At 70.7% G+C, this 26,999-nt stretch carries 21 protein-coding genes; 10 read left to right on the top strand and 11 right to left on the bottom strand.

Features of this window, described 5'->3' with window-relative positions:
• Entirely contained in the window at positions 1 to 1,557 is a 1,557-nt protein-coding gene (locus ACWD3C_RS03435; protein ID WP_451139562.1) for a carbohydrate-binding protein, read from the bottom strand.
• A 334-nt stretch (positions 1,558 to 1,891) separates the two neighbouring features.
• Positions 1,892 to 2,500, bottom strand: a complete 609-nt coding sequence (locus ACWD3C_RS03430) for a hypothetical protein (RefSeq protein ID WP_451139560.1) — start codon at positions 2,498 to 2,500, stop codon at positions 1,892 to 1,894.
• A 218-nt stretch (positions 2,501 to 2,718) separates the two neighbouring features.
• Here ACWD3C_RS03430 and ACWD3C_RS03425 point away from each other — a divergent pair, with 218 nt between their 5' ends.
• Positions 2,719 to 3,567, top strand: coding sequence for a TIM barrel protein (locus ACWD3C_RS03425; RefSeq protein ID WP_451139558.1), 849 nt, complete (start codon positions 2,719 to 2,721; stop codon positions 3,565 to 3,567).
• A 47-nt stretch (positions 3,568 to 3,614) separates the two neighbouring features.
• Positions 3,615 to 4,511, top strand: a complete 897-nt coding sequence (locus ACWD3C_RS03420) for a 2-hydroxy-3-oxopropionate reductase (RefSeq protein ID WP_451139556.1) — start codon at positions 3,615 to 3,617, stop codon at positions 4,509 to 4,511.
• A 619-nt stretch (positions 4,512 to 5,130) separates the two neighbouring features.
• Here the strand turns inward: ACWD3C_RS03420 and gcl are convergent.
• Entirely contained in the window at positions 5,131 to 6,915 is a 1,785-nt protein-coding gene (gcl, locus tag ACWD3C_RS03415; RefSeq protein WP_451139554.1) for a glyoxylate carboligase, read from the bottom strand.
• A gap of 171 nt (positions 6,916 to 7,086) precedes the next feature.
• On the opposite strand from gcl, the gene ACWD3C_RS03410 reads away from it, so the two are divergent.
• Positions 7,087 to 7,773: a hypothetical protein gene (locus ACWD3C_RS03410; RefSeq protein WP_451139552.1), complete on the top strand. Its 687-nt coding sequence runs from the start codon at positions 7,087 to 7,089 to the stop codon at positions 7,771 to 7,773.
• A 371-nt stretch (positions 7,774 to 8,144) separates the two neighbouring features.
• On the opposite strand, the gene ACWD3C_RS03405 is transcribed toward ACWD3C_RS03410, so the two are convergent.
• Both ACWD3C_RS03405 and ACWD3C_RS03400 read right to left on the bottom strand, forming a co-directional pair.
• On the bottom strand, positions 8,145 to 9,776 hold the full coding sequence (locus tag ACWD3C_RS03405; RefSeq protein ID WP_451139623.1) for an AMP-binding protein: 1,632 nt from the start codon (positions 9,774 to 9,776) through the stop codon (positions 8,145 to 8,147).
• A 26-nt stretch (positions 9,777 to 9,802) separates the two neighbouring features.
• The gene (locus tag ACWD3C_RS03400; protein ID WP_451139550.1) at positions 9,803 to 11,482 is read right to left on the bottom strand and encodes an AMP-binding protein; all 1,680 of its coding nucleotides are present in this window, start codon (positions 11,480 to 11,482) and stop codon (positions 9,803 to 9,805) included.
• Positions 11,483 to 11,623: 141 nt separating this feature from the next.
• On the opposite strand from ACWD3C_RS03400, the gene ACWD3C_RS03395 reads away from it, so the two are divergent.
• From ACWD3C_RS03395 to ACWD3C_RS03370, 6 genes are all read left to right on the top strand, one after another.
• On the top strand, positions 11,624 to 12,457 hold the full coding sequence (locus tag ACWD3C_RS03395; RefSeq protein ID WP_451139548.1) for a helix-turn-helix transcriptional regulator: 834 nt from the start codon (positions 11,624 to 11,626) through the stop codon (positions 12,455 to 12,457).
• A gap of 445 nt (positions 12,458 to 12,902) precedes the next feature.
• A complete protein-coding gene (locus ACWD3C_RS03390) occupies positions 12,903 to 13,850 on the top strand; it encodes an SUKH-4 family immunity protein (protein ID WP_451139546.1) in 948 nt (315 codons plus the stop codon).
• A complete protein-coding gene (locus ACWD3C_RS03385) occupies positions 13,787 to 14,344 on the top strand; it encodes a hypothetical protein (RefSeq protein ID WP_451139544.1) in 558 nt (185 codons plus the stop codon). Before ACWD3C_RS03390 ends, ACWD3C_RS03385 begins: the two co-directional genes overlap by 64 nt.
• Complete coding sequence (locus ACWD3C_RS03380; protein ID WP_451139542.1) at positions 14,262 to 17,072, top strand: helix-turn-helix transcriptional regulator; 2,811 nt, start codon at positions 14,262 to 14,264, stop codon at positions 17,070 to 17,072. The genes ACWD3C_RS03385 and ACWD3C_RS03380 overlap by 83 nt, the downstream gene beginning before the upstream one ends.
• A 243-nt stretch (positions 17,073 to 17,315) precedes the next feature.
• Positions 17,316 to 18,113 carry a S1 family serine peptidase gene (locus tag ACWD3C_RS03375; RefSeq protein WP_451139540.1) on the top strand — a complete coding sequence of 266 codons (798 nt, stop codon included), beginning with the start codon at positions 17,316 to 17,318 and terminating at the stop codon, positions 18,111 to 18,113.
• 213 nt (positions 18,114 to 18,326) lie between these two features.
• Positions 18,327 to 18,974, top strand: coding sequence for a LysE family translocator (locus ACWD3C_RS03370; RefSeq protein WP_451139538.1), 648 nt, complete (start codon positions 18,327 to 18,329; stop codon positions 18,972 to 18,974).
• A gap of 16 nt (positions 18,975 to 18,990) precedes the next feature.
• On the opposite strand, the gene ACWD3C_RS03365 is transcribed toward ACWD3C_RS03370, so the two are convergent.
• Positions 18,991 to 20,103 carry a winged helix DNA-binding domain-containing protein gene (locus ACWD3C_RS03365; RefSeq protein WP_451139536.1) on the bottom strand — a complete coding sequence of 371 codons (1,113 nt, stop codon included), beginning with the start codon at positions 20,101 to 20,103 and terminating at the stop codon, positions 18,991 to 18,993.
• A 231-nt stretch (positions 20,104 to 20,334) separates the two neighbouring features.
• Here ACWD3C_RS03365 and ACWD3C_RS03360 point away from each other — a divergent pair, with 231 nt between their 5' ends.
• On the top strand, positions 20,335 to 21,495 hold the full coding sequence (locus ACWD3C_RS03360; protein WP_451139534.1) for a magnesium and cobalt transport protein CorA: 1,161 nt from the start codon (positions 20,335 to 20,337) through the stop codon (positions 21,493 to 21,495).
• Between the two features lie 99 nt (positions 21,496 to 21,594).
• Here the strand turns inward: ACWD3C_RS03360 and ACWD3C_RS03355 are convergent, their stop codons facing one another.
• From ACWD3C_RS03355 to ACWD3C_RS03335, 5 genes are read right to left on the bottom strand one after another with little or no spacing between them, the layout of a single operon-like run.
• Complete coding sequence (locus ACWD3C_RS03355) at positions 21,595 to 22,878, bottom strand: NAD(P)/FAD-dependent oxidoreductase (RefSeq protein ID WP_451139532.1); 1,284 nt, start codon at positions 22,876 to 22,878, stop codon at positions 21,595 to 21,597.
• Between the two features lie 32 nt (positions 22,879 to 22,910).
• Positions 22,911 to 23,576 carry a haloacid dehalogenase type II gene (locus ACWD3C_RS03350; RefSeq protein ID WP_451139530.1) on the bottom strand — a complete coding sequence of 222 codons (666 nt, stop codon included), beginning with the start codon at positions 23,574 to 23,576 and terminating at the stop codon, positions 22,911 to 22,913.
• A gap of 45 nt (positions 23,577 to 23,621) precedes the next feature.
• Positions 23,622 to 24,560, bottom strand: coding sequence for an aldo/keto reductase (locus ACWD3C_RS03345; protein WP_451139528.1), 939 nt, complete (start codon positions 24,558 to 24,560; stop codon positions 23,622 to 23,624).
• A gap of 13 nt (positions 24,561 to 24,573) precedes the next feature.
• Entirely contained in the window at positions 24,574 to 26,034 is a 1,461-nt protein-coding gene (locus ACWD3C_RS03340; protein ID WP_451139526.1) for an aldehyde dehydrogenase family protein, read from the bottom strand.
• The gene (locus ACWD3C_RS03335; protein WP_451139524.1) at positions 26,031 to 26,984 is read right to left on the bottom strand and encodes a succinylglutamate desuccinylase/aspartoacylase family protein; all 954 of its coding nucleotides are present in this window, start codon (positions 26,982 to 26,984) and stop codon (positions 26,031 to 26,033) included. The genes ACWD3C_RS03340 and ACWD3C_RS03335 overlap by 4 nt, the downstream gene beginning before the upstream one ends.
• Positions 26,985 to 26,999 lie beyond the last annotated feature (15 nt).

Raw genomic sequence — 26,999 nt, 5'->3', positions numbered from 1 at the left:
TCACGACCCGAAGGTCACGACGAGGCGGCCGTCCGCGGCGAAGGACCAGCGCAGGGCACCGGCGTACGAGGAACACCGGGACCCGTTCGAGCCGGACCAGAACTGGTTGGAGCTGTCCGAGTTGCCGATGATCCTGTCGTTCGTCCCGCTGCCGCTGCGGCACGAGGTGTTGTCCCGGAACACCGAGGTGCCGCCGTCGAAGTTGAAGTTGCGCTGGGCGCTGTCGATGCTGACGTTGCCCGACACCGTCATCGTGCCGAGGTTCCTGTTGTAGGTGAACCCGTGCTTGCCGTTGTCGTAGGCGATGTTGCGCCGGATGACGTGGTTGACCCCGATGTCCTCGCCGCCGAGCTTGTAGCCGTTGCGGTCACCGTTGCCGGCCTGGGAGCCGTCGCTGAGGGTGCCGTTCTCGTAGGCGAGGGAGTCCTCGATGGTCACCGCGCCGATGGGTCCGGTGTCGGTCTTGGTGTAGAGGTCCCAGCCGTCGTCGATGTTGTTGTGGGCCACGGCGTAGCGGAAGACGTTCCCGGTGCCGGAGGTGAGCTTCGCGGCGAAGCCGTCGGCGTCCTCGCCGTCGGAGTCGGCGTTGTCGTGCGACTCCGCGCTCAGAATGAGGTTGTTGGACGGCCACTGGCTGCTGGGGATGCTGGAGGACATCCGCGAGAGCTGCAGCCCGGTGTCACGGTTGAAGCGCGTCACCGTGCGCTCGAAGATGTTGTTGCTGCCGCCGACGAAGATCCCGTTGTCACCGGCGCGTTCGACGACGATGCCCTTGACGTGCCAGTACGACCCGTTGACGGCGAGCCCGCGGTTCGACGAACTCTCGCTCTGGGCCGAGAAGTTCAGCACCGGGGTCTCGCCCGGGTAGGCGGACAGTTCCGTGCGGTCGCCGGAGGTGCCGTTGTTGCCCGCCGGGATGGTGACCGTCTGCGAGTAGCGGTAGGTGCCGCCGCGCATGTAGATCGTCCCGCCGGGAGTGATACGGCTGATCGCCGAGGTGAGCGTCGTCGGGGCCGACTCCGTTCCGGCCGCGCTGTCGGTGCCGTTCGGCGCCACGTACAGCGCGGGGCCCGTCGGAGACGGGGTGTCGCCCGTCTCCACGTCGAGGTAGTCGATGTTGGGCAGGCCGGCGGAGGTGGTGGGGCTGAGCCGGATGGTGTTGCTGCCCGAGTTCACCGGCACCGTGAGCGTCTTCGTCGCCCATGTGTCCCAGGCGCCGGTGGACTCGAACGACGCCGACGCGGCGGTCGAGCCGTTCACCGTGACGTCCGCGGGCCGTGCGGCGGTGGTTCCGTTGGCGAAGCGGACCGTCAGTGTCGCGGTGCCCGAGGCGGAAGCGTTCACGGTGAACTGCGCGTAGGCGCCGACCGCGTTGGTGCCGTTGCAGAATCCGCTGCCCGAGTAGCCGGCCCAGTTGGAGTCGATGGTGCCGGTGCAGACGGTCGGGGAGCTCTCGGCCTCGTACCGGGTGGAGGCGGCCAGCGCCGTGGTGCCGGACAGTGCGACGAGCGTACCGGCCAGTAGGCCGACACACGCGATGACGGGTCTCGGTTGCATCGTTCGTCTCCAGGTGTGGTTCGTCCGACCAGGGGTTCGTGCAAGGGGCCACGGGACCGCCAGTCGGCGCGGGGAAGACCTGGCTCGGCGCCGATGGCAGCACGTATGGGCTGACCCCTTTTCTGTTGCGGCTCAAGGTGCGACGATGCGGCCGGTTCAGCCATGTGAATATGTCAGATGAACCAGGTATCGCATCCGACTGAGGGAAAGCGCTTTCTCCGGAAATTAGGCGCTCGCCGCGGGCACGTCAATAGACGTGTACTTGATCGATATTCACAGACATGAACGCCTTGAGGCGCCTGGAGTGCCCGGCCGGAGGGGGCTCAGCGCGCCGTCAGCGAACCCCGCCCCGGGCTTCGCTCCGCCCGGCTCCCCAAGTCAGCAGAGCGAACCCCAGGGCGAAGCCGAGCATCGTCCACACCCCGCGCGGCCAGAAGATGTGGCTGTCGATGAAGGACCAGCCGGCCGCGAGCAGCACCACCGCGCCGGGAAGGACCCGGACGCCGCGCCGGGGGAACAGTGCGACCGCGGTGGCCACGACGGCACAGAGGAGGGCGTACACCCCGACCTCCCCGAGCGCCTCGCCCGTGTCGTAGAGGGGGCGTTTGAGCACCGCCAGGCTCGTCCCTTCGGCGGCGTGCTCGACCGCGGTTCCGGCAGCGATACCGGCGACCGCGTCGAGCCCCGTGTAGAAGGCCGCGTAGACGAAGGCGCTCACCCAGGCGACGACGGTGGCGAAGCCCGCGAGGTCGGCCCGGGGCCGGCGCCACAGGGGCATGAGCAGGCCGATGGTGAGCAGTGGAAAGAGCGGCAGCAGCACGATGTGCAGGTGCGCCCAGTCCATGGCCGTCGATCTGGACAGTCCCCTGGGGTGCACGATGCCCGCCACGGCCAGGAGGAGGGGCGCGGCGGTGACGAGGACGGTCCTTCGAATGATGGGCACGCCGCGAGCGTAGGTGCGCGAGGCGGCCCGACACGGCCGCGTAAGCCTTTCGTAAGACGGAACGGCCGATCCCGACCGGAAACCCGCGATCCACGCACGGGCACAGCCTCCCCCCTTGACAAGGCGCGGCACCTGGCGGCAGCCTTCCATTAAGCAGAAAAGAAATTCCGCAATACGAAATATCAGGGACTACGGCCACGGAAGGGAGCGCCGGTCGCATGCCAGGTCTTGAATGGGGCACCGCCGCAGAGCAGCGCTTCAGCGTCAACCTGTCGATCCTCTTCACGGAACTCCCGCTCCTGGAGCGCCCCGCGGCAGCCCGCGCCGTCGGCTTCACCGCGGTCGAGCTGTGGTGGCCCTGGGTCGGCTCCCCCACGCCCGACCGGTCCGAGCTCGACGCCCTGAAGAGCGCGATCGAGGACGCGGGTGTTCGCCTCACGGGCCTGAACTTCTACGCCGGACAGCTCCCCGGCCCGGACCGGGGCGCCCTGTCGATCCCCGGCGAGGAGTCGGCGAGGTTCCGCGCCAACATCGACGTGGCGGCGGACTTCGCCCAGTCGCTGGGCTGCAAGGCCCTCAACGCCCTGTACGGCAACCGCGTCGACGGCGTGGCCCCGGCCGTGCAGGACGAACTCGCCCTGGAGAACCTGGTGTTGGCGGCCAGCGCCGCCGACCGCATCGGTGCCGTCCTCCTGATCGAGACCCTCAACAAGCCGGAGTCACCGCTCTACCCGCTGGTGACCGCCGAGGCCGCCATCGCGGTCGTCGACAAGGTCAACGCGGCGACCGGGCTCGGCAACGCGAAGTTCCTCATGGACCTCTACCACCTGTCCATGAACGGCGAGGACCTGCCCTCGGCCATCGAGCGGTACACCGCCAGGACCGGCCACGTCCAGATCGCCGACAACCCCGGCCGCGGCGCCCCCGGCACGGGCACGCTGCCACTGGAGGACCTCCTCGGCCGGCTGAGGAAGGCCGGTTACGAGGGCTGGGTCGGCCTGGAGTACAAGCCGGGCGACCGCCCGAGCGCCGAGACCTTCGCGTGGCTGCCCACCGACGCCCGTTAAGGGGCAACTCCCAGACGTAGCACAGCGGTTAGAGAGGCACCCTCAACATGAGCAGCACAACGCTTCCCAAGGTCGCCTGGATAGGCCTCGGCATCATGGGCTCCCCCATGTCCGAGAATCTGATCAAGGCCGGGTACGACGTCACCGGCTACACCCTGGAACAGGAGAAGCTGGACCGCCTGGCCGCCGCCGGGGGAACCGCGGCCGGTTCCCTCGCCGAGGCCGTGCGGGACGCCGACGTCGTCATCACGATGGTGCCCGCCTCTCCGCAGGTCGAGGCCGTCGCGTACGGTCCGGACGGCATCCTGGAGAACGTGAGGCCCGGCGCCCTCCTCATCGACATGTCGTCGATCACCCCGCAGACCTCCGTCGACCTGGCGAAGGCGGCCGCGGAGAAGGGCATCCGGGTCCTCGACGCCCCCGTCTCCGGCGGCGAGGCGGGCGCCGTCGAGGCCGTACTGTCCGTCATGGTCGGTGGTGAGCAGGCCGACTTCGACGCGGCGAAGCCGATCTTCGAGGCGCTCGGCAGGACCATCGTGCTGTGCGGCCCGCACGGCTCGGGCCAGACCGTGAAGGCCGCGAACCAGCTGATCGTCGCCGTGAACATCCAGGCGTGCGCCGAGGCCGTGGTCTTCCTGGAGAAGTCGGGCGTCGACCTCAAGGCAGCCCTCGACGTCCTGGGCGGCGGGCTCGCGGGCTCGACCGTACTGACGCGGAAGAAGGACAACTTCCTGAACCGCGACTTCAAGCCGGGCTTCCGTATCGATCTGCACCACAAGGACATGGGGATCGTGACGGACGCGGCCCGGACCGTGGGCGCCGCGCTGCCCGCCGGTGCCGTGGTGGCCCAGCTGGTGGCCTCCCTCCGCACCCAGGGCGACGGCGGCCTGGACCACTCGGCGCTGCTGCGGTCCGTGGAGCGCCTCTCCGGCGCCCGCCTCTGATCCGTCCGCACCCCAAAGTCCATACCCCCACCAAGACTCCGGTCCGCGGCGGCGCCGACACCTGTCCCGTCGCGCCCAGGCGCCGCCGCGGACCGGAATCCAGCAGCCCCCTGACGGGGACCGCGGCGCTGTGCGAGCCAGTGCGGTGGTGAAGGTCCCGGAGCCCCTTCTCGACGTGAGGGAAGGCGCCCCCGGTGCCGTCGTATCCGCCGCGGTCCCACCCAAACGCCCCACCTGCACGACCCGGACGCCGGGTACGGATGACAGTCCGTACCCGGCGCTCACGTGCGTACGCAATCGGACGTACGCCGTCTACGGAACCCTCAAATCAAGCTCTGAACACGGCGCAAGAGGCTTCAACTCCCCCCGGGCGCGGGCACATTCTCGGCACAGCGAGGCCCGCCGGCACGGGGGCGGCGGGCCTCGGGAGCGGGGGAACAGGGGAGAACGGGGGAACGGGGGGAACAACGGGGGACGGGAAGGTAAGAGGAAGGGAACGGGGGAACGGGGGAACCATGCGCAGCGGTGCGACGGGACTGCGGAGTTCGTGTGAGGTCGCACCGCTGCGGCATGGGTCCCGCGCCGCCGCCCCGCGCCGGTGGGGGCCGCGGCGGGTGTGTCAGACCTTCAGCGTCCTGATCGACGTGGGCGCGTGCCCCGGCTCCGTCGCGATCTCCTCGAACTCCACCACGTTGCCGATGTCGTTGGTCGTGGACATCGAGATGTTGGTGACGCGTTCGAGGATGGCCTCGACGACGACCGGGACCTGATGCTCGGCGGCGAGCTTCTTGGCCTGCTCGAAGGCGGCGCCCAGCTCGTTCGGGTCCGTCACCCGGATCGCCCCGCAGCCGAGGCCCTCGGCGACCTTGACGTGGTCGACACCGTAGACGCCCAGTTCGGGTGAGTTGATGTTCTCGAACTCCAGCTTGACCTGGAAGTCGATGTCGAACGCCCGCTGGGCCTGGCGAATCAGGCCCAGGTAGGAGTTGTTCACCAGGACATGGACGTACGGGATCCGGTGCTGGGCCCCGACAGCCAGTTCCTCGATCATGAACTGGAAGTCGTAGTCGCCGGACAGCGCGACCACTTGCGCCTCCGGGTCGGCCTTGGCGACACCGAGCGCGGCGGGGACGGTCCAGCCGAGGGGGCCCGCCTGGCCGCAGTTGATCCAGTGGCGCGGCCGGTAGACGTGCAGCATCTGGGCGCCGGCGATCTGCGAGAGGCCGATCGTGGAGACGTACCGGGTCTCGGGGCCGAAGGCCTTGTTCATCTCCTCGTACACGCGCTGCGGCTTGATCGGGATGTCGTCGAAGTGCGTACGGCGCTGGAGGCGGGCCTTCTTGTCCTGCGCGGCGGCGGCCCAGCCGGACCGGTCGGGCAGCGCGCCCGCCTCCTTCAACTCCCGTGCCGACTCGACGAAGAGCTCCAGCGCGGCCTTCGCGTCGGAGGCGATGCCGTAGTCGGGGGCGAAGATCCTGCCGATCTGGGTGGGCTCGATGTCGACGTGGACGAATGTGCGGCCGGCCGTGTAGACGTCCAGCCTGCCGGTGTGGCGGTTGGCCCAGCGGTTGCCGATGCCGAGGACGAAGTCGGACTCCAGGAAGGTCGCGTTGCCGTAGCGGTGCGAGGTCTGCAGGCCGACCATGCCGGCGTTCAGGTCGTGGTCGTCGGGCAGGACGCCCCAGCCCATGAGGGTGGGGACGACCGGGACGCCGGTCAACTCGGCGAATTCCACCAGGAGTTCACAGGCGTCGGCGTTGATGACACCGCCGCCGGCGACGATGAGGGGCCGCTCGGCCGCGTTCAGCATCCCGATCGCCTTCTCGACCTGGGCGCGGGAGGCGGCCGGCTTGTAGACGGGGAGCGGCTCGTACGTCTCCGGGTCGAACTCGATCTCGGTGAGCTGGACGTCGATCGGCAGGTCGATGAGAACGGGCCCGGGGCGGCCGGAGCGCATGAGGTGGAAGGCCTGCTGGAAGACGCCCGGGACCTGCGCGGCCTCCAGCACCGTGACGGCCATCTTCGTGACCGGCTTCGCGATGGAGGCGATGTCGACGGCCTGGAAGTCCTCCTTGTGGATCACGGCGGTGGGCGCCTGCCCGGTGATGCAGAGGATCGGGACGGAGTCACCGATGGCGGAGTAGAGCCCGGTGATCATGTCGGTGCCGGCGGGACCGGACGTACCGACACAGACGCCGATGTTGCCCGGGTGGGTCCGGGTGTACCCCTCCGCCATGTGCGAGGCGCCCTCGACATGGCGGGCGAGGGTGTGGCTGATGCCGCCGGATGCCTTGAGGGCCGCGTAGAAGGGGTTGATCGCCGCGCCCGGGACACCGAAGGCGTCGGTGACGCCCTCACGCTTGAGGATCTCGGCTGCCGCGCGGGCAGCGGTCATACGAGCCATTGAGTACTCCTGCTTCGGCTGTCGGATTCGCACTCCCGTCGCGCCCGCGTCGGAGACTTCCGCAATGTGGAAGTTATTTTCTACTATCTGGAAGAAATGTAGATGGGTGGCCCAGGACCGTCAAGGGCACGACCGTCAAGGGACGGACAGACAGGGGGTGCCAGGAGGACGATGAGGGGCATGTCCGAGAGCATCTCGGTGCGCTGTCCGGCCTGCGGGCACCGGCACCGCTACACGGCACCGTCGTACCCGTGCGTCTGCGGAGCCCCCGTGACCCCGCCGCTCGACGCCCACGGGACGCCGACAGCCGTCACCCACCGCGCCTGGGACGAGGAGTGGATCGGCGTGCGCTGCTCCGCCTGCGGGCACGAGAGCCAGTGGCCGCGCCCGGAACTGGGCTGCCCGTGCGGGACGGTGCTGTGCGTGCCCGTCGACCGGGCGGCCGGGGGCGGCGGTGGCCGCACCCCGGCGTCACGGAGCGACGCCCGCCGGACCGTGCCGATCCGCACCGCCCTCGATGCCGTCACCGCCGCCGCGCTGTATCTGCGCGGGCTCGGCCACCAGGACGTCCGCCGCGCCGGCCGGCGGACCACGGCCGGCATCGGCCTGGCCGCGCACGGCATCCTGGCCCAGGTGGACCCGACGGCGGGTCCGGCCTCGGTACGGGATGTGGAGTGCCTGTGGCTCACGGCCATGGCGGAGTCCGCCGAGTGCGTCTACTTCTCCCTATCCGGGTACGCCGACGACGCCCGCGCCCGCGCCGACGAGCTGGACGTCCCGCTGTTCGTCCTCGACCCCGCCGGGGTGCCGCAGCCGGTGAACGGGCCGGCGGCGGCGCTGGACGCCACGGGCGGCTGAAGGGGACGGCCGGCTCGTCCCCGGGAAGCCGGACGCGCCGGACCGGCCGCACCTGACGGCCGGTCCGGCGCAGCACACCGACACCGGTCGGGTTCAGAGCCTGTGTCATATCCCCGGTCGGATCAGCGCACGTCGTCATGGGGGTCCCCCCCGCTCGAGCGCAGCCGAGAGTGGAGGAGCGTGCGATCGCAAGGCGCCGGAAGGTCCTCGATGGGGGTGCCCCCGCGCGAGCCGAGCGAAGCCGGTTCGCGCGGGGGGATGAGCTACCAGGGCCTTTCGGCAACGCGGCTGGGGGTCCCCCCACGCCCTTAAGGCAATGGGGGAGTGCGTGCCAGGCGGCGGGCGCCCGGCCGGGGATATGACACAGGCTCTCAGCGCGGCGTGGCCGCGTACCGCTCCCGCAGCTCGATCTTGCGCACCTTCCCGGAGACGGTCATGGGGAAGGAGCCGAGGATCTGGAGGCGGCTCGGGACCTTGTAGTGGGCCAGTCGGCCTTCGCAGTAGCCGCGCAGTTCCTCCAGTGTGAGCGGGTCGGCCGCGTCGCGCGGGACGACGCAGGCGAGGACCTCCTCGCCGTACCGCTCGTGCGGCACCCCGACCACCTGTACGTCGGCGATCTTCGGGTGGGCGTACAGGAACTCCTCGATCTCGCGCGGGTAGATGTTCTCGCCGCCCCGGATGATCATGTCCTTGATACGGCCGACGATCTCGACGTACCCGTCCTCGCGCATGACCGCCAGGTCGCCGGTGTGCATCCACCGCCCGGCGTCGACGGCCTCGGCGGTCTTCTCCGGCTCCTCCCAGTAGCCGAGCATCACGCTGTAGCCGCGGGTGCACAACTCACCTGCCGTGCCCCGTGGTTGAGTGACTCCGCTCACCGGGTCGACGACCTTGGCCTCGATGTGCGGGAGGACGCGGCCGACCGTGCCGGTGCGGTGTTCCAGGTCGTCGTCCATCCGGGTCTGGAGGGAGACCGGGGAGGTCTCGGTCATGCCGTAGCAGATCGACACCTGCGCCATGTGCATCTCGGCGACCACCCGTTTCATCACCTCGACCGGGCAGGGCGAGCCCGCCATGATGCCGGTGCGCAGGGAGGAGAGGTCGTACGTGGCGAAGTCGGGCAGGTTCAACTCCGCGATGAACATGGTCGGTACGCCGTACAGCGACGTGCACCGCTCCTGCTGCACGGCCCGCAGTGTGGCCGCCGGTTCGAAGGACGGCGCCGGGATCACGATGCACGCGCCGTGCGAGGTGGCGCCCAGGTTGCCCATCACCATGCCGAAGCAGTGGTAGAAGGGCACGGGAAGGCACACTCGGTCCTGCTCCGTGTAGCCGACCGTACGGCCCACCCAGTAGCCGTTGTTGAGAATGTTGTGATGGGAGAGAGTGGCGCCCTTCGGGAAGCCGGTCGTGCCCGAGGTGTACTGGATGTTGACCGGGTCATCACAGCTCAACCCGGCCCCGATCTCGGCCAGTTGCTCGTACCGGACCGAGGCCGCACCCGCCGTCAAGGCGTCCCAGGACGGGTCGCCGATGTACACCGTCTCACGCAACTGCGGGCACTTGCCCCGGACTTGGCCCACCAGGGCCCGGTATTCGCTGGACTTGTGCGCGAGCGAGGCGACGAGCACCGAGATGCCTGCCTGCTTCAGCACGTACTCCAGCTCGTGTGCACGGTAGGCCGGGTTGATGTTCACCATGATCGCGCCGATCCGCGCGGTGGCGTACTGCACGAGCACCCATTCCGGGCAGTTGACCGCCCAGATCCCGACCCGCTCCCCCTTCACCACCCCCTTGGCGAGCAGCCCGAGCGCCACCTCGTCGACGGCGGCGCCGAATTCGGCGTACGTCCAACGCCGTCCGGACGGCACGTCGACGAGGGCGTCACGATCGGGGTACGTGGCGATCGCCCGGTCGAGGTTGGCACCGATGGTGTCGCCGAGGAGGGGTGTGGTGCTCGTCCCGTGGGTGTACGACAGCGCGCCGCTCAGTGAATCCACCATCAATGCATCCGTCGTCAGAGGATCCGTCATCGGTGGTCCTCCTCGCGGTACTCGTCCGCCGAGCCCACGGCCGTGGCCTCGCGCAGCTCGACCCGGCGGATCTTGCCGGACACGGTCTTCGGCAGCTCGGCGAACTCCAGGCGGCGGATGCGCTTGTACGGCGCCAGAACCGTGCGGGAGTGCTCGAAGAGCACCTTGGCGGTGTCCGGGCCGGGCTCCCAGCCCTGGGCCAGCACGACGTACGCCTTCGGGACGGCGAGCCGTAGTTCGTCCGGAGCCGGGACGACGGCGGCCTCGGCCACGGCCTCGTGTTCCAGGAGGGCGCTCTCCAGCTCGAAGGGCGACACTTTGTAGTCACTCGCCTTGAAGACGTCGTCGCTCCGCCCCACATACGTGATGTAGCCGTCTTCGTCGCGCGAACCGATGTCGCCGGTGCGGTAGTAGCCGCCCGCCATGGCCTCGGCCGTGCGGTCGGGGTCGCCGTGGTAGCCGGTCATCACACCCACCGGACGCACGGACAGGTCGAGCGCGATCTCGCCCTCCTCCGCACCCGGCACACCGGACACCGGGTCGAGGAGTACGACCTCGAAGCCGGGGCTGGGTCGTCCCATCGACCCCGTCTTCAGCTTCTGGCCGGGGCTGTTGGAGACCTGTACGGCCGTCTCGGTCTGGCCGAAGCCGTCCCGGATGGTGACGCCCCATGCGCGGCGGACCTGTTCGATGACCTCGGGGTTGAGCGGCTCCCCGGCGGCGACGGCCTCGCGGGGCGGGGTGCGCAGCTGGGTGAGGTCGGCCTGGATGAGCATGCGCCAGACGGTGGGCGGGGCGCAGAAGGTCGTGACGCCGACGCGGTCCATCTCCGCCATGAGCCGACTCGCGTCGAAGCGCGTGTAGTTGTGGATGAAGACGGTGGCCTCCGCGTTCCACGGCGCGAAGAGGTTCGACCAGGCGTGCTTGGCCCAGCCGGGCGAGGAGATGTTCAGGTGGACGTCGCCGGGCTTGAGGCCGATCCAGTACATGGTCGCCAAGTGGCCGACCGGGTACGAGGTGTGGGTGTGCTCGACCAGCTTGGGGCGGGCGGTGGTGCCCGAGGTGAAGTAGAGCATCAGCGGGTCGTCGGCGTTGGTGACGCCGTCGGGCTCGAAGTCGGCGGAGGCGGCGTACGCGTCCTCGTACAACTGCCACCCGTCCGTCGCGCCCCCGACCACGGTCCTGGTGTAACCGCCGGGCACCTCCGCGAACTTGGCCGTGTCCTCGGCCCGGACGACGACGTGCCGTACCCGGCCGCGGTCGACGCGGTCGCGCAGGTCGGCCGCACCGAGCAGCGGGGTGGCGGGGATGACGACGGCGCGCAGCTTCATCGCGGCGAGAGCCGTCTCCCACAGCTCCACCTGGTTGCCGAGCATGACGAGGATGCGGTCGTCGGCCCGGACGCCCCGCGCACGCAACCAGTTGGCGACCCTGGCCGAGCGTTCGGACATCCCGGCGAAGGAGACACGGGTCTCGGTGCCGTCCTCCTCGACGATGTGCAGGGCGGTGCGGTCGTTTCCTTGTGCGACGGCGTCGAACCAGTCGAGGGCCCAGTTGAAGTACTCCGGGCGCGGCCAGTTGAAGCCCTCGTAGGCCGCGGCGTAGTCCTCGCGGTGCGCCAGCAGGAAGTCCCGGGCTTCCCGGAACCGTGCCGTGGCGCTGCTTGTCGCCGCCATGTGTCCTCCTCGTTGCCGGACAATTGCCGGACAATTGCATGACGCTTGCCTGCCATCGTGTAATGCGTATGCGGGTCTCGCTACCCCCGAACGAGGGTGGTGTTCCGCGGCGAAGGGACGGGTGACGGGTTCGTGGCATTCGTGGCAGCAGACACGGGCGGAGCGGTGGAGATGCGGGGCGCACTGGCCCGGCTGCGGCGGGCGACGGGGCTCCCGGTCGCCTTCGGCGGTCTGGTGGAGACCGGGCGCGCACACCTGCGCATCAGCGAACTCAACGGCACGGCGACCAACTCCCTCAGGGCGCTCGCCGTCTCCTCCGGCAACGGCCTCGGCGGCAAGGCGGTCGCCCTCGCCCGCCCGTGCGCGGTGACCGACTACTCGTCCTCGCGCCAGATCAGCCACGAGTACGACGCCGCCGTCGCCGCCGAGGGGCTGCGGTCGGTCCTCGCCGTGCCCGTGGTCGTACGACGCCGGGTACGCGGCGTCCTGTACGGCGCCCTGCGCACGGCCCGGCCCCTGGGCGACCGCACGCTCGGCGCGGCCGTGCAGGCCGCCCGCGACGCGGAACAGGCCCTCGTCGTCCAGGACGAGGCCCGGAGCCTGCTGCTGGCGGCCCGTGAACCCGAGCCGGCCTCCACCACCGCCTGGGAACAGGTCCGCGAGGCCCACGGCGCACTCCGCGCCCTGGCCCCCAGAATCCTCGACCCGGCACTGCGCGCCGAACTGCTGGAGGCCTGCGGACGGCTGGCCGGAGCATCCGGGCAAGGGCACGCACATGAGGTCGACCTCACCCCACGCGAGGTCGACGTCCTCGCCTGCGTCGCCACCGGCGCCACCAACATCGCCACCGCCGAACGCCTCGGGCTCCGCCCGGAGACCGTGAAGGCCTACCTCCGCTCAGCCATGCGCAAGCTCGGGGCCCACACCCGCCTGGAGGCGGTGGTGGCGGCACGCCGGGTGGGGGTGCTGCCGTAGGGGGCGGTTCACGGCGCTCTATGGATCTTCGCCGACTTTCCAGCCCTGGTCGGCCGTCCAACCCTGGCCGGCCATCCAACCCTGGCCGGCCATCCAACCCTGGCCCGCCATCCAACCCTGGCCGGCCATCGAGCACTGGCCGGTCCTCCAGCAGTGGCTGGTCCTCCTCCAGCGCTGGCTAGTCCTCCAGCCCTGGCTGTCCCTCCAGCCCGAGCCGGGCCCAACCAGCCCGTCCGGCGCTTGAGGACGAGGCCGCCAGGCCGACAGGGGGGGGGGGGGGGGCCCCCCCCCCCCGCCCCCCCCCCCCCCCCCCCGCCCGCCCCCCCCCCCCGAGGCCGCCAGGCCGACAACCCACCCACCCACCCGCACATCCCCCACGCCCCCTCCCCCACCCGGGGGTCTGGGGGCGGAGGCCCCAACGGGGCTCCGGGGCAGCGCCCCGGGGATGGGACGGGTAGGGGCGGCGGGGGCGAGCAAAATCGGTAGGAGACGCCCTCGCCACAAGGGCCACCGCCGCGGCTGGAGGCATTGTCAGTGGTCGCCCCTACTGTGGTCGCAGTTGAAGATCCGCCACGATCAGGCACGGGCACACACGGGGGACACCATGGCGGGAACGATCATCACCGTACCGGAGCAAGCACTGCCTCCGGCCATCACACACAAACCGACACGACACTGGTTGACCGACGTCGGCCTACCGGGCGACCACGATCTGATGCGGTTCGACCGGCTCACCGAGTCCCGGCTGATCCCCGCACGGGACCTGCTCGACACGACGGACGACCCCACGGAACTCGCCCCGGCCGTCGCAGGGCTCATCGCCGTCGGCCACCTGCTCCGCGAGGGCTCCGAGGCACAGAACGTGGTCCTCGACGGAACGACGGGCCAAGTCTTCGCCCTGGAGATCGACTCACCGCAGTACGCCAGGCTCTACCCACTCGCCCCGTCACTGGAAGCACTCGCCCGCCTCCTCACCCCCGCAGACGAACTCGACTTCCTGAAGGGCGAGTTCACCGAACTCGCCGACCTCGCCGGACACACCGGGACCAAGCCGGTCGAGGAGCCCTCCGCGCCGCTGACGTCCGCCTTCACCGGGGAGGACTGGGCCGGGTGCGACTGGGACCCCGCCGAGGACCCGACCGAGTGGGGCGACGAACCCCCGGCGCTCTGGCACATCGCCGCGCTGATACCCCCGTCGTCGCCGACCGCCGGACCAGCGCCGGACCTGCGGCTCGTTCTGCCGAGGCGGCTGCTGAAGGAGGAGTCGGCCGGAGGAGGAGTCGGCGCCGGGAAGACGGTCCGGTTCGCCCCGACGGCCGCACGGGCGAGGTGCCGCACACCGAGTACGACGGCGACGCGGCGACTCCACCGAACGCCGACGTCTCCACACTGACGTTCACGGTGTGGCCGCACAGCCGCGAGGGGAGGATCAACGAGGAGCATGACCTGACCGACGGCTTCCACCACCAACTCGCCGACACCATGATCACCGTCCTGGCCTCCGTCGCCCCGGTCGCCTGCCACCCCATCGACGAGCCCCGACGACTACCGCTACTGGCCGGAGGTGTCCATGACGTGACGAGGCGGGTGGTGCGCTGTGACGGCCGACACACGGCAGTTCACAGTGGTCCACGGCGGTCGGCGGTCGGCGGTCGAGAAGTTCACCCTCCATTCACACGGAACCCGAGTGAATTTCCCCATGCCGACGGCTCTGTTATTTCCCTCACCACGACACCGTTCCGAAATTCAATGAGTCGTTGCCTAATATTGGCCCGAACACGACACTCGAGGGGAGCGGTGGCCCGTGCGACGGGACTTCACAGAGCCTGGCAGACCCCGCCCCGACCTGGTCATCGGCCGGGAGGAACTGCTCGCGGGGGCGCGTGAACAGCTCTCCCGTGGCGGGAGTGTGCTCGTGCACGGTCCCGCAGGAATCGGAAAGTCCACCCTTATCCGTGCATTGGCCGCAGAATGCGGCGAAACGGCACATACCGTGCTGCGATGCTCGGCCACCGAGTCCGAATCGCACCTGCCGTTCCTCGCGCTGGCCGACCTGCTCGGCCTCGTCGTGGACGAGGTGTCCGACCAGTTGCCCACCCCGCAGCGCACCGCGCTGGAATCGGCACTCACCGGCCGCGGCGAGTCCACCCTCCAGCGCGACGGCCTCGCCCTCCGCCTCGCCGTGCTGTCGACCCTGCGGGCGCTGGCCGCCAAGGGGCCCGTGCTCATCGTCGCCGACGACCTGCAGTGGCTGGACCCGGCGAGCACCGAGCTGCTCGGGTTCGCCGCCCGCCGGCTCGGCGAGATGCCGGTCCGCATGCTCTGCGCCGTACGCACGGATCGGGAGTCGCAAGGCCAGGAGGACCGGCATCTACGCGCGTTGCCCCCGGACATGCTGACCGTGCGCGTCAACCCGCTGTCCAAGGCTCACGTGGCCGAGCTCCTCGGGCACCGCGGCTACACGGGCCTGCCCCGTACGACCGTGCGGGACATCCACCGCACCAGCGGCGGCAACCCGCTGTTCGCGCTGGAGCTGGGCCGCGCCCTGGCCGAGAACCCGGTCCCGCCGAGTCCCGGGGAGCCCCTGCCCGTGCCGACCTCGCTGCGGGCACTGGTCCTCAGCAGGCTGGAGATGCTGTCGGCGGAGGCCCGCCGCACCCTGCTCGTGGTGAGCGCCGGCGCGCGGCCCACGCTGGCGCTGCTGCACGCGGCGGGCCGCGAGAACGCCGAGGCGGAGACCGCGCAGGCCGCCGCGCTCGGGCTGCTCGCACCGGAGCGGGAGGGTCCGGGCGTACGGTTCGCGCATCCGCTGGTGTCGGCCGCGCTGTACGCGGAGGCCGACCCCCAGGAGCGGCGCGCCGCCCATGCCGCGCTGTCCACGGCGGCCTCCGACCCCATCGAGCGGGCTCGGCATCTGGCGCTGGCCACGACCGGCACGGACCCGCGGGTCGCCGAACGGCTGGGCGAGGCGGCGGCCGTGGCCCGGGACCGGGGCGCGCCCTCGGTCGCCGCCGAGCTGGGGCTGCTCGCGGCCCGGCACACCCCGGCGGAGGCCGTGCCGGGACCGGACGACCGGCGGCTGCAGGCGGCCGAGGACTCCATGACCGCCGGGGAGACGGACCTCGCACGGGACATCGCCCGCGAGGTGCTGGGCCGGGTCACCGAGCCGGCCGACCGGGTGCGGGCCTGGATGGTGGTGATCGAATCGGCCGGGCACGCCCTGACCGAGGTCGACTCCGTCTACCCGCAGGCGCTGGAGGACGCGGGCGACGACCCCCGGCTGCTGGGCCTGGTCCACTATCAGCTCGCCTGGCGGGGGCTGATGGTGGAGGGCGACTTCGCCGTGGGCCGCGAGGAGGCCGCGCACGCCGCGCGGTTGGCCGCCCGGGCCGCCGACCGGCGCACCGAACTTTTGGCGCTGTCCTTCCAGGCGCAGGCCGAGACCCTGATGGGGCACCCGGACGCGCCCGCGACCATCAAGCGGGCGCTGAAGGAGCCGCAGGACCCCCAGCTGGCGTGCCATCACAACGGCGCCGGATACACCCGCTTCCGCTGGCTGATCATGAGCGACCAGCTCGCCGAGGCCCGGTCGACGATCACCGCGCTGCTGCGCGAGGTGCGCCGGCGCGGGATGGTCGAGAGCGAGGTGCACTTCCTGCGCAGCCTCGCCGAGACCGAGCTGCGTTCCGGGCATTGCGGCCGTGCGCTCGACCTGTCCCGGGAGAGCCTGCGCCTCGCCCGGGACAGCGGGATCGGCGAGGTGGGCTCCGCCATGCTGACCTCGCTCGCGGAGGCCTCCGGCGGCGATGTGGACCGGGCGCTCGCGCTGGCCCGGGAGGCGGTGGAGCACGCCGAGGAGGACGGCGACCTGATGTACCTCTCCCGCGCCCTGGGCGCCCTCGGGTACGCCCAGCTGGTGGCCGGGGACGCGCCTGGAACGGTCGGGTCGCTCCGGCGCGTACGGGAGTTGGAGGAGAGTCTCGGGGTCACCGATCCGGCGCGCGGGCGCTGGCACGGCGACCTCGCGGAAGCGCTGGTGCGCGTCGGCGAGCTCACGGAGGCGCAGGACGTCATCGACGCCACGCGGGAGCGCGCCCTGCGGCTGGGCCGCGAGAGCGTGCTCGCGGTCCTCGACCGGGCCGAGGCGCTGGTGCGGGCGGCCCGGGGTGAACGGGAGGCCACCGTACGGCAGTTGACGTCCGTGCAGGACCGGCTGGCCAAGCTGGGCTACGGCCTGGAGGAGGCGCGGGCCGCCTACGCCCAGGCCGGGCTGCGCGCACACCGGCCCGGAGCGACGTCGTACGACGAGGCGACGCGCCTGTTCCGGCGCTGCCGGGCCCTGCCCTGGCTCAAGCAGGTCGAGCAGGCAGCCGTCGCCCCGGCACCGCAGCAGCCCGTCGTCGCGGCGGCACCGGCCGCGCTCGCCGTCCTCGCGGCGACGGAGCGCCAGGTCGCCGAACTCGTCATGGAGGGCGCGACCAACCGCGAGATCGCCGGGCGCCTGTACATCAGCGTCAAGACGGTCGAGGCCACCCTCACGCGGGTCTACCGGAAGCTGGGGATCCGGTCGCGGGTGGACATCGTGCGGCTGGCGGCGGGACACCGTACGAACTGACCTCCCCGGGGACACTCGGGCCGTCCCCGGGGAACCAGCCTACGGTCAAACCCCCCATGAGGTCATCGAGGGTATTCCCTCCCCAACCCTCTTAGGGAGTTCCCCAATTGGGGGCTGATCGTTCCGACTCCTAGCGTGAAGGCGTGCCGCTCGCCCGGGCACACGGGGCCGCCCCAACGGTCCCGTGCACCTCCCCCCACCCGCGCGTCCCCCACCGGCAAGCCCCCCACGAAGGAGACCCCCTTGTTCGGTTTCAACCGCGCCAAGACGACCGTCGTCGCGGCCGCGGCGACCGCTGCCGCCGCCGCGGCCGCACTGCTCGGCGCACCCTCCGCCGTCGCCGCTCCTCAGCCCATCGTCGGCGGTTCGACGACCACCGCGAGCGCGTACCCGTACGTCATGCAGATCACCAACGCCTCGCAGAGCCAGTTCTGCGGCGGCACCCTCGTCGCGGCCAACAAGGTCGTCACCGCCGCCCACTGCATGGTCGGCAGAAGCACCGGCAACACCCGTGTCGTGGGCGGCCGCACCTTCCGCAACGGCACCAACGGCACCGTCAGCCAGGTCAGCCGCATCTGGATACACCCGAGCTACAACAGCTCCACCATGAGCAGCGACGTGGCCGTGCTGACCCTGTCGACGTCGATGCCGTACACCACGGCTCCGTATGTCACCGCCTCGCAGACCGGTGTATACGCGGCCGGCACCACCGCCCGCATCCTCGGCTGGGGCACCACCTCCTCCGGCGGCTCCTCCTCCAACCAACTGCGCACCGCGACCGTGCCGATCGTCTCCGACGCGTCCTGCGGCAGCTCCCGCTCCTACGGCTCCGAGTACATCGCGAGCTCCATGGTGTGCGCCGGCTACACCTCCGGCGGCGTGGACACCTGCCAGGGCGACAGCGGCGGTCCGCTGATGGTCAACGGCGTCCTGGCCGGCATCACCTCCTGGGGCTATGGCTGCGCCGACGCCCGGTACCCCGGCGTCTACACCCGCCTGACGACCTTCTCGAACACCGTGGCCGCGCAGATCGCGTCGTAGCGGTCGAAGGCACGACACCCACGGACTCCTGAGGCACCCCCTCAGGTGACTGCCAGGGGGCGTTGCGGACCTGCCACGAGCGGTCCGCAGCGCCCCCTCTCCATTCCCTCCGCATTCCCCGTATTCCCCCGGATTCCCACAGTTCCCGGCGTGCGGGCCGCCTGCTTGAATGGCCGCCTGCTTGAATGGCCTCCTCCGATGGGGGTGATGGGCATGGTGTCCGATGACCGTCTGCTGGCCTTCGCCGCGATGTCGCTGCTGGTGGTCCTGATCCCGGGCCCCAGCGTGCTGTTCGTCATCGGCCGGGCCCTCGCCCACGGCCGGCGCACCGCCGTGGCGACCGCGCTGGGCAATGTGGTCGGTTCGTATCTGCTGGTCGTGGCGGTCGCGTTCGGCATCGGTTCGCTGGTCGAGCGCTCGGTGCTGGTCTTCACGGCGGTGAAGCTCGCGGGTGCGGCCTATCTCGTCCTCCTCGGCGTCCAGGCATTCCGGCACCGTCGCGAGATGAAGGCCTCGGCGATCGAGACGGGTCGCGCGGCCCCCGCGCACGGCAGTCCCCGGACCGTCCTCGACGGCGCGCTCGTCGGCGTCACCAACCCGAAGGGCATCGTCTTCTTCGCCGCCGTACTGCCGCAGTTCGTGGATCACGCCGCGGGTCATGTGCCGCTGCAGATGCTGGTGCTGGGCCTGGTACCGATCTCCATCGGCCTGATCACGGACACGCTGTGGGGGCTGACCGCGTCCGCCGCCCGCACCTGGTTCGCCCGCTCGGACCGCCGGCTGTCGCTGATCGGCGGCGCGGGCGGCTTCACGATGATCGGGCTGGGGCTGACGGTGGCGATGACGGGGCGGGCGGACTAGGGCGGACTAGGGTCGGTTACGGGATCACGGTCCCGAAGCGGATGTCGTACGACGACTCCGGGTGCATCACCGACAGCATCCGCTCCGCCTCGGCGGTCACCTCGCCGCGCTGCGCCTTGGTGAGCCTGCCGAACGGCTCGATGACGAGTGCGCCGTCCATCAGCCGCCACACCCCGGCGAGGAAACCGTCGACGAGAAGTGGGCAGTAGACCGTGTTCACCTGCCAGGTGCGGCCCCTGTTCGCCGGGGGCACCACGCGGGTGCGATCGGCGTGGGACAGCAGCAGGTTGTCGAACTCGGGGAGGAAGCGGGGCGGCGCCGGGGTCTCCGGATCGGGGCGCGGGGCGTCCGGGAGGTCGAAGAGCTCGACGCCGTTCTCGTCCCGGAAGGTGACCAGTCGGGGGCGGAGCCGTTCGAAGACGGTGCGCATCCGGGTCAGGCCGCACCAGGTCTGCATATCCTTCACGGAGGCGGGGCCGAAGGCGGCCAGGTAGCGCAGCACCGCGGTGTCCGGGGCGACGGCGGGCTCGGCCTGGCGGCCCAGCCAGTGTTCGGCGGTGGTCAGGGACACCTGGGCGCTTCGGCCCCACAGACCGCGCGGGGTGACCTGGACGAGGGGGAGCGTGCAGCGGGCGGCGACAGCCAGGGACTGCGGGTCGGCGTCCGGCCACTCGGCGTGCAGGGCCTCGCGCAGCTGCCTCATGGTGCGCGGCTCGGTCTCGACCAGCTCGCGGGCGAGCGCGGCGAGCCGGTCCAGGTCGACGCCGCCGAGTCCCTTGCGGAAAAGGGTGAGTTCGCGTTCCCGGGCGGGCTGCACGAGCGGCCGCAGGGTGAGGCAGTCGTCGACGGTGTGCAGATGGATCGTCGAGCGCATGGTGACGATGCGCACGGCCTCGCGCCCGGACAGCAGGCCGGACAGCTCCTTGGGGGTGAAGCCGTCGAGGCGTGCGGCGAGCGCGTAGTAAGGGGGCTTCACCTCCTGGGCCTGGAGGCCGACGAGGTGCTCCACGGCGGCCTTCGCCGACAGCGGCGAGCGCCGCAGCAGCAGCTGCCGGTCGAGGGTGGCACGGTTGAGGGCGCGGGTGCCGAGCACGGGTGCCGTGTTCGAGGTGGCCGTCGTCTTCGTCATGCCGCGCACGCTAGCGTCCCTTGCGGACACGTACTGTCCGCAAGGCTCACCGCGTCCGGGCACCCTTCGCACGCTCACGACGTTTGCCCCGTATATCCTGCTCCGTGATCACACTGGTGTATGGACGACACGGGACAACACGGGACGACACGGATCGAGAGCCCGCGACGGAACGACCGCAGCGGAACGACCGCGACGGAACGAGACGGTACGACCCGGGAGGCAGCCGCGATGGCCGAACGACGCGCCCGCCAAGCCTCGAAGAGCGGCAGGAAGTCCGCCTGGCGCCGCGCCCTGACCCCTCCGACGGCGCCGGCCGCGCGACCCGCGCCACCCCGCGAGGATGCGGCGGAGCCGAAACCGACGGAGCCGCGCAGCGTGGTCCAGTCGGCCCTCTACCGGGACGGCGTCCGTATCTCCTCCCCCGCCTCGCTCGCGGACACCTTCCGCGAACTGCGCGACCGGGCGGGCGGCATGGCGTGGATCGGCCTGGCCCGCCCGACGGAGGGTGAACTGCTCTCCCTCGCCGCCGAGTTCGACCTCCACCCGCTCGCGGTCGAGGACGCCATGGAGGCCCACCAGCGTCCGAAGCTGGAGCGCTACGGCGACACCCTCTTCGTCGTCCTGCGCGCAGCCCGCTACCTCGACGCCCCCGAGGAGGTCGACTTCGGCGAGCTGCACGTCTTCGTGGGCCCCGACTTCGTGATCACGGTCCGCCATGGCGCCGCCCCGGATCTCTCGGCGGTGCGCCGCCGCATGGAGGAGACCCCGGAGCTGCTGAAACTCGGCCCCGAAGCGGTTCTCTACGCCATCCTCGACGCGGTCGTGGACGGCTACACCCCGGTCGTCGCCGGCGTCCAGAACGACATCGACGAGATCGAGACCGAGGTCTTCGGCGGCGACCCCTGGGTCTCCCGCCGCATCTACGAACTCTCCCGCGAAATGGTCGAGTTCCAGCGCGCCGCCCGCCCACTCGTCGGCATGCTGCACGGCCTGATGGCCGGCTTCGCCAAGTACGGCACGGACGAGGAACTCCAGCGGTACTTGAGGGACGTCGCCGACCACGTCACCCACACCAGCGAACGCGTCGACGGCTTCCGCCAGGCCCTCACCGACATCCTCACGGTGAACGCCACGCTGGTCACCCAGCAACAGAACGCGGAGATGCGGGCGTTGGCGGAGGCGGGGTTCGAGCAGAACGAGGAGATCAAGAAGATCTCGGCGTGGGCGGCGATCCTGTTCGCTCCGACGCTGGTCGGGACGATCTACGGCATGAACTTCGACGACATGCCGGAGCTGAGCTGGAGCTTCGGGTACCCCTTCGCCATCGCCCTGATGGCGGTCGTATGCATCAGTTTGTACGTCATCTTCAAGCGGCGGGACTGGCTCTGAGCAATCGGCGCCAGGAGTCGAGAGGAGGATGACGCCGGGGCCTTCCACGATGATCCGGTCGTAGCACCCCGGAAGTGCCGAGGTGCTACGAGTACCGTCTCAGCGCAGTCGGTCCTTGGCCTTGTAGTAGGCGCCGCCGAACGGCAGGAACCAGGCGGTGCCGTTGTAGAAGGGGACGGGGACCTTGGGGAAGCCGAGGTCGCGCAGGGGGTTGGCCTCCGGCTTGCCGTCCATCATGTCGGCTACCGCTCGGCCCATGTAGGTGGCCATCTGGACGCCGTGGCCGCAGTAGCCCATGGAGTAGTACAGGCCGTTCGCCTCGCCTGCGTGCGGGAGGCGGTCCCAGGAGAAGCCGACCATGCCGCCCCAGACGTAGTCGATCCGGACGTCGGCGAGTCGCGGGAAGATCTCCGTCATCTCCCGCTTCAGGATGTCTCCGCTCTTGATGTCGGAGGCGGGGTTGGAGGGGGCGAAGCGGGCCCGGCCGCCGAAGGCGAGCCGGTGGTCGGGGGTGAGCCGGACGTAGTGGCCGATGTTCTTGGAGTCGACCACCAGGCGGGCGTTCGGGATCAGTTCCTTGGCGCGCGCCTCACCGAGCGGCTCGGTGACGATGATGAAGCTGCCGACGTTGATCAGCCGCTTGCGGAACCACGGCATCGCCTTGTCGGTGTAGGCGTCGGTGGCCGCCATGACCTGCTTGGCGCGGACGGTGCCGTGCAGGGTCTCCACCAGGAAGCCACCGGCCGGCAGGCGGGTGAGGCCGGTGGCCGCGTTGCGTTCATGGATCTCGGCGCCGGCGCGTTCGGCGGCCTCGGCCAGGCCATGGACGTACTTGCCCACGTGCAGGCCCGCGCTGAGCGGGTCGAGCAGGGCGCCGTGGTAGTAGTCCGAGCCCAGCTCCGACCTCAGCTCGCTCCGGGTGAGGAGCTGGGTCTCGTGGCCGAAGTTCTCGGCCAGGTCGCGCTGAGTGGCCCTCATCGCCTCGAAGTGCTGGGGCTTGTAGGCGACGCCAAGGCGGCCGCAGCGGTTGAAGTCGCAGTCGATCTGCTCCTTCCGCGTCAGTACCTCGACGACATCGACGGCCTCGCGGAAGGCGTCGTACAGCTCGCGGGCGCGCTCCTGGCCGTAGCGCCTGCGGGCCTCGGCGACGCCGATGGTGAGGCCCTGGGTGCACATGCTGCCGTTGCGCCCCGAGGCGCCCGAGCCGACCTTGTCCTTCTCGACGAGGACGACCCGGGCGCCCTTGCGGGCGGCGTGGTAGGCGGTGGACAGGCCGGTGAGGCCGCCGCCGATGACCACCACGTCCGCCTCGTCGGGCAGGTCCTTTCCGGACCGGTCGGGCAGGGGCGGGGCGGTGTCGAGCCAGTAGGGGATCTGCTTCATGGCGTGCGTCCTCACATCCGTCCAGGGGTTCCTCAGCAGCCGAGCAGCGCCGGCAGGCCGGACAGGTCGGGCAGCTCGTCGTACGGCTGGTAGTCGGCGCTGCCGGGGCGGCCGAAGCGGTTGATCCACACGCGGCGCTTCAGGCCGAGATCGCGGGTCGGGATGAGGTCGTACTCCCAGCCCTGCGCGGTGTGGATGACCTGGGACGGGTCGACGTCCATGGCCTTGTACGCGTGCTCGAAGGTCTGGCGGTCCGGCTTGTACGCACCCGCCTGCTGGGCGGTGATGACGTGGTCGAACTCGACGCCGATGTTGGCGACGTTGCGCGCGATCAGCTCGTCGTCGGTGTTGGAGATGATGGCGATCTCGTACTTGGTCTTCAGAGCGCGCAGCGCCTCCGGGACCTCGGGGAAGGGGCCGAAGGTGGGGACGGCCTCGACCAGGGCGTCGCCGTCGGACTTCCGGTACTCCAGACCGTGCAGGCGCATGGCCATCTCCAGGCTGGAGTGCAGGACCTCGTGGTAGGGGCGGTAGGCCTCCAGGACGGCCTGGAAACGCATGACGCGGAAGTCGTCGAGGAACTCGTCGACGTCCAGGTTGTCCAGGTCCAGCCGGTCGGCGAGAACCTTCAGGGTGGTGGGGCCGAGCTGGAAGTCGACCAGGGTGCCGTAGGCGTCGAAGGTGACGATCTCTCGCATGGTGTTCAGCCTCGATTCTGGGTGCTGTTGAGAAAGTTGGGGGTCTCAGACGACGTGTTCGCCGGGGGTGACGATCGTGTCCAGTGCGGCAAGGTCGGCCGTGTCGGGGATCCAGTCGGCCGCCGCCGCGTTGGCGGTGACCTGTTCGGGCGTCATGGCGCCGCAGATGACCGAGCCCACGGCGGGCAGGGCGGCCAGTCCGCCCACGGCGACCTGGAGGAGCGTCAGGCCACGTTCGGCGCCGTACGCGGTGAGCGCCTCGACCCGGGCCAGAGCGGCGTCGGTCAGCCAGCCCTGCCGCCAGGACAGCCGGCTGCCGGGCGGGGGCTGCTCGCCTCGCCGGTACTTGCCGCTGAGCAGGCCGTTGGCCAGCGGGTAGTACGGCAGCAGACCGAGGCCGTGGCGCAGACAGGCCGGGATCAGGTCCTCCTCCACACTGCGGTCGAGCAGGTGGTAGCGGGCCTGGGTGGACACGAAGGCGTCCGTAAGTCCGTCGGCGGGCAGGTTGGAGCAGCCAATGTGGCCGATCTTGCCCTCGTCGACGAGTTCCCGGAGGGCGGCGAGGGTGTCCTCCAGCGGGGTGACGCCGTCCGGCTCGTGGTACTGGTACAGGTCGATCCGGTCGGTGCCGAGGCGGCGCAGCGAGCTTTCCACGGCGTACCGGATGTACGGGCGGGCACCGCGCCGGCCGTACTGGTCGGCGTCCGGGTCCATCTCCATGCCGAACTTGGTGGCGAGGACGACATCGTCGCGGTGTCCCTTGAGCGCGGCGCCGAGCAGCCGTTCGCCGTCGCCGCGCGAGCCGCCCGACTCGCCGAACCCGCCGTACATGTCGGCGGTGTCGAACAGGGTGATCCCGGCGTCCAGTGCGGCGTGGACGACGGCTTTCGTGCCGTCCTCGTCGAGGCGGGAGCCGAAGTTGTTGCCACCCACACCGACCACGGAGACGGTCGGGCCGCGTTCACCGAGCGTGCGGTATCTCATGAGCGGACTCCTGTCATGACCGGTCTCCGAATCCGATGCAGACGTTCTTGGTCTGCGTGTAGCTCGCCAGGGCTTCGAGGCCCTTCTCCCGGCCCCAGCCGCTGTGCTTGTAGCCGCCGAAGGGCAGTTCGACACCGGTGCCGACGCCGGTGGCATTGATGTAGACCTGGCCGGCCCTGATGCCTTCGGCCATGCTCAGCGCCTTGTCGATGTCGCGGGTCCAGACGTACGAGGCCAGGCCGTACGGGCTGTCGTTGGCGATGGCGAGAGCCTCGTCCGCGTCGTCGAAGTCGATGACCGTGACGACGGGACCGAAGATCTCTTCACGGGCACAGCGGGCCTCGTTGGTGAGCCCGGTCAGGACGGTCGGCTCGATGTAGTAGCCGTCGGCGAGCGCCGGGTCCGCGGGGCTTCCACCGCCGGTGCGGACGGTCGCGCCCTCTGCGCGCGCCAGGTCCAGATAGCCCTGGACCCGGTCGCGCTGCCGGGCGGCGACCAGCGGGCCGACGTCCGGGTCCTCGTGGCCGGGGCCGAGTCGCAGCGACGCGGCGTGGGCGACCAGCTTCTCCAGGAACTCCTCCGCGCCCCGCTGGAGCAGCAGCCGGGTGCCGGCCGAGCAGGTCTGGCCCGCGTTGCCGAACGCCGAGCCCGCGACGGCGGCGAGCGCCAGGTCGTGGTCGGCGTCGGCGAAGACGACCACCGGGGACTTGCCGCCGAGTTCCACCACGGAGGGGACGACGTTGGCGGCGGCGGCCTGGGCGACCTTGATGCCTGTGGGGACCGAGCCGGTGAAGGTGACCTGGTCGATGCCGGGGTGCCCGGCGAGGGCCGCGCCCGTCTCGCCGTCGCCCGGGACGACGTTCAGGACGCCGGGCGGAAGGCCGCACTCCAGCGCGATCCTGCCGATCTCCAGCGGAGTGAGCGGCGCCTCCGGGGAGGGCTTGAGCACCACCGTGCACCCTGCGGCCAGCGCCGGGGCGGAGCCCCTGGCGGTGTTCTGGAGCGGGTAGTTGAACGGGATGATCTGGCCGGACACGCCGATCGGCTCGCGGACGGTGTAGTCGATCAGACCGGGCCCGAGCGGGATGGTGGAACCGCCGAGCTTGTCGGCGACGCCCGCGTAGAACTCGAAGTAGCGGGCGGCGGCCTCGACGTCGGCCTTGGCCTGGCTCAGCGGCTTGCCCACGTCCTGGCTCTCCAGCCGGGCCAGCCGCTCACCCTGGTAGCGGATCGCCTCCGCGATGCGATACAGCACACGGCCCCGGTCGGCGGCGCGCATCCGCGCCCACTCGGGAGCGGTGAAAGCCGCTCGCGCCGCGGCCACCGCCCGGTCCACGTCCGCCGGACCGGCCAGGGCCACCTGGGCGACGGCCGTCCCGTTCGACGGGTCCAGGACGGTGAAGGTACGGCCGTCGGCGGCGGGCACCTGCTTGCCGTCGATCAGCAGCTCTGTCACCTGCGATGTGCCGGTCATGGCCGGACCTCTCCCTGCACCTCGCCGAAGATGACGACCTCGTCGCCGGGGCGGACGGTGCGGAGACGGCGTACCCAGAGCACGATGCCGTCCTGCGGGGCGCGGACCTCCTCCAGCGTGTTGCCGTAGTGGTCGACCACGTGGGCGATCAGGTCGCCTTCCTTGCAGGTCTCCCCCGGCTCGGCGTGCCCGAGGAAGAAGCCGCCGGCGGCGGAGCGGGCGAAGGTGCCGGTGACCGCCGTGTACGTGTCGCGTACTTCGGCCGGACCGTCGGTCATGCCGAGCTGCCGCAAGATGTTGCGGATGGAGTTGATGTGGAGCTCGACGTTCGAGTCCCGGTAGGTGCCGCCGCCCGCCTCGATGGTGATGGCCGGCTTGCCCGCCGCGAGGGTGGGGTGACGGACCGTGCCGCCCCACTTGCCGCCCTTCCAGATCAGCTCATGACCGGCGGCCAGACCGATACCGGTGGCCAGCTCCTCGTAGCCGCCCTGGACGATGGTCAGCGGGGCGATCTCGCCGAAGGTGCCGCCGGTGTGCAGGTCGACGAGCGCGTCGATGGCGGGGACGACCTGCTCGACGAAGGTCGCGGCCAGGCGCAGGGAGTACGAGCCGTCCGCGTCACCCGGGAAGATGCGGTTGAGGTTCAGATAGTCCAGACCGCTCGTGCGGGCTGCCGCCTCGAAAGCGGGGGTGTTCATGCAGGGGATGCCGACGAGGGTGCCGCGCAGCGTGGCTGGGTCGGTCTCGGCGAGGACGCGGCGGATGGCCTCCTGGCCGTCGTACTCGTCGCCGTGCACGCCCGCGTCCACGCACAGCACCGGGCCGTCCTGGGTGCCGTTGACGACGATCAGCGGTATGCCGAGTTCCACGCCGTAGGTGCTGGTGCCGACCGGGATGAGGCCCTGGGCACGCCCGCCGGGGGCGACGGTCAGCGGACCGATGGAGTACATGGGGTGGTTCCTTTC

It is taken from the genome of Streptomyces sp. NPDC002845, from assembly GCF_053591955.1.
The sequence above is the reverse complement of the archived record's forward strand: the minus strand, read 5'-3'. Positions and strand labels throughout refer to the sequence as shown.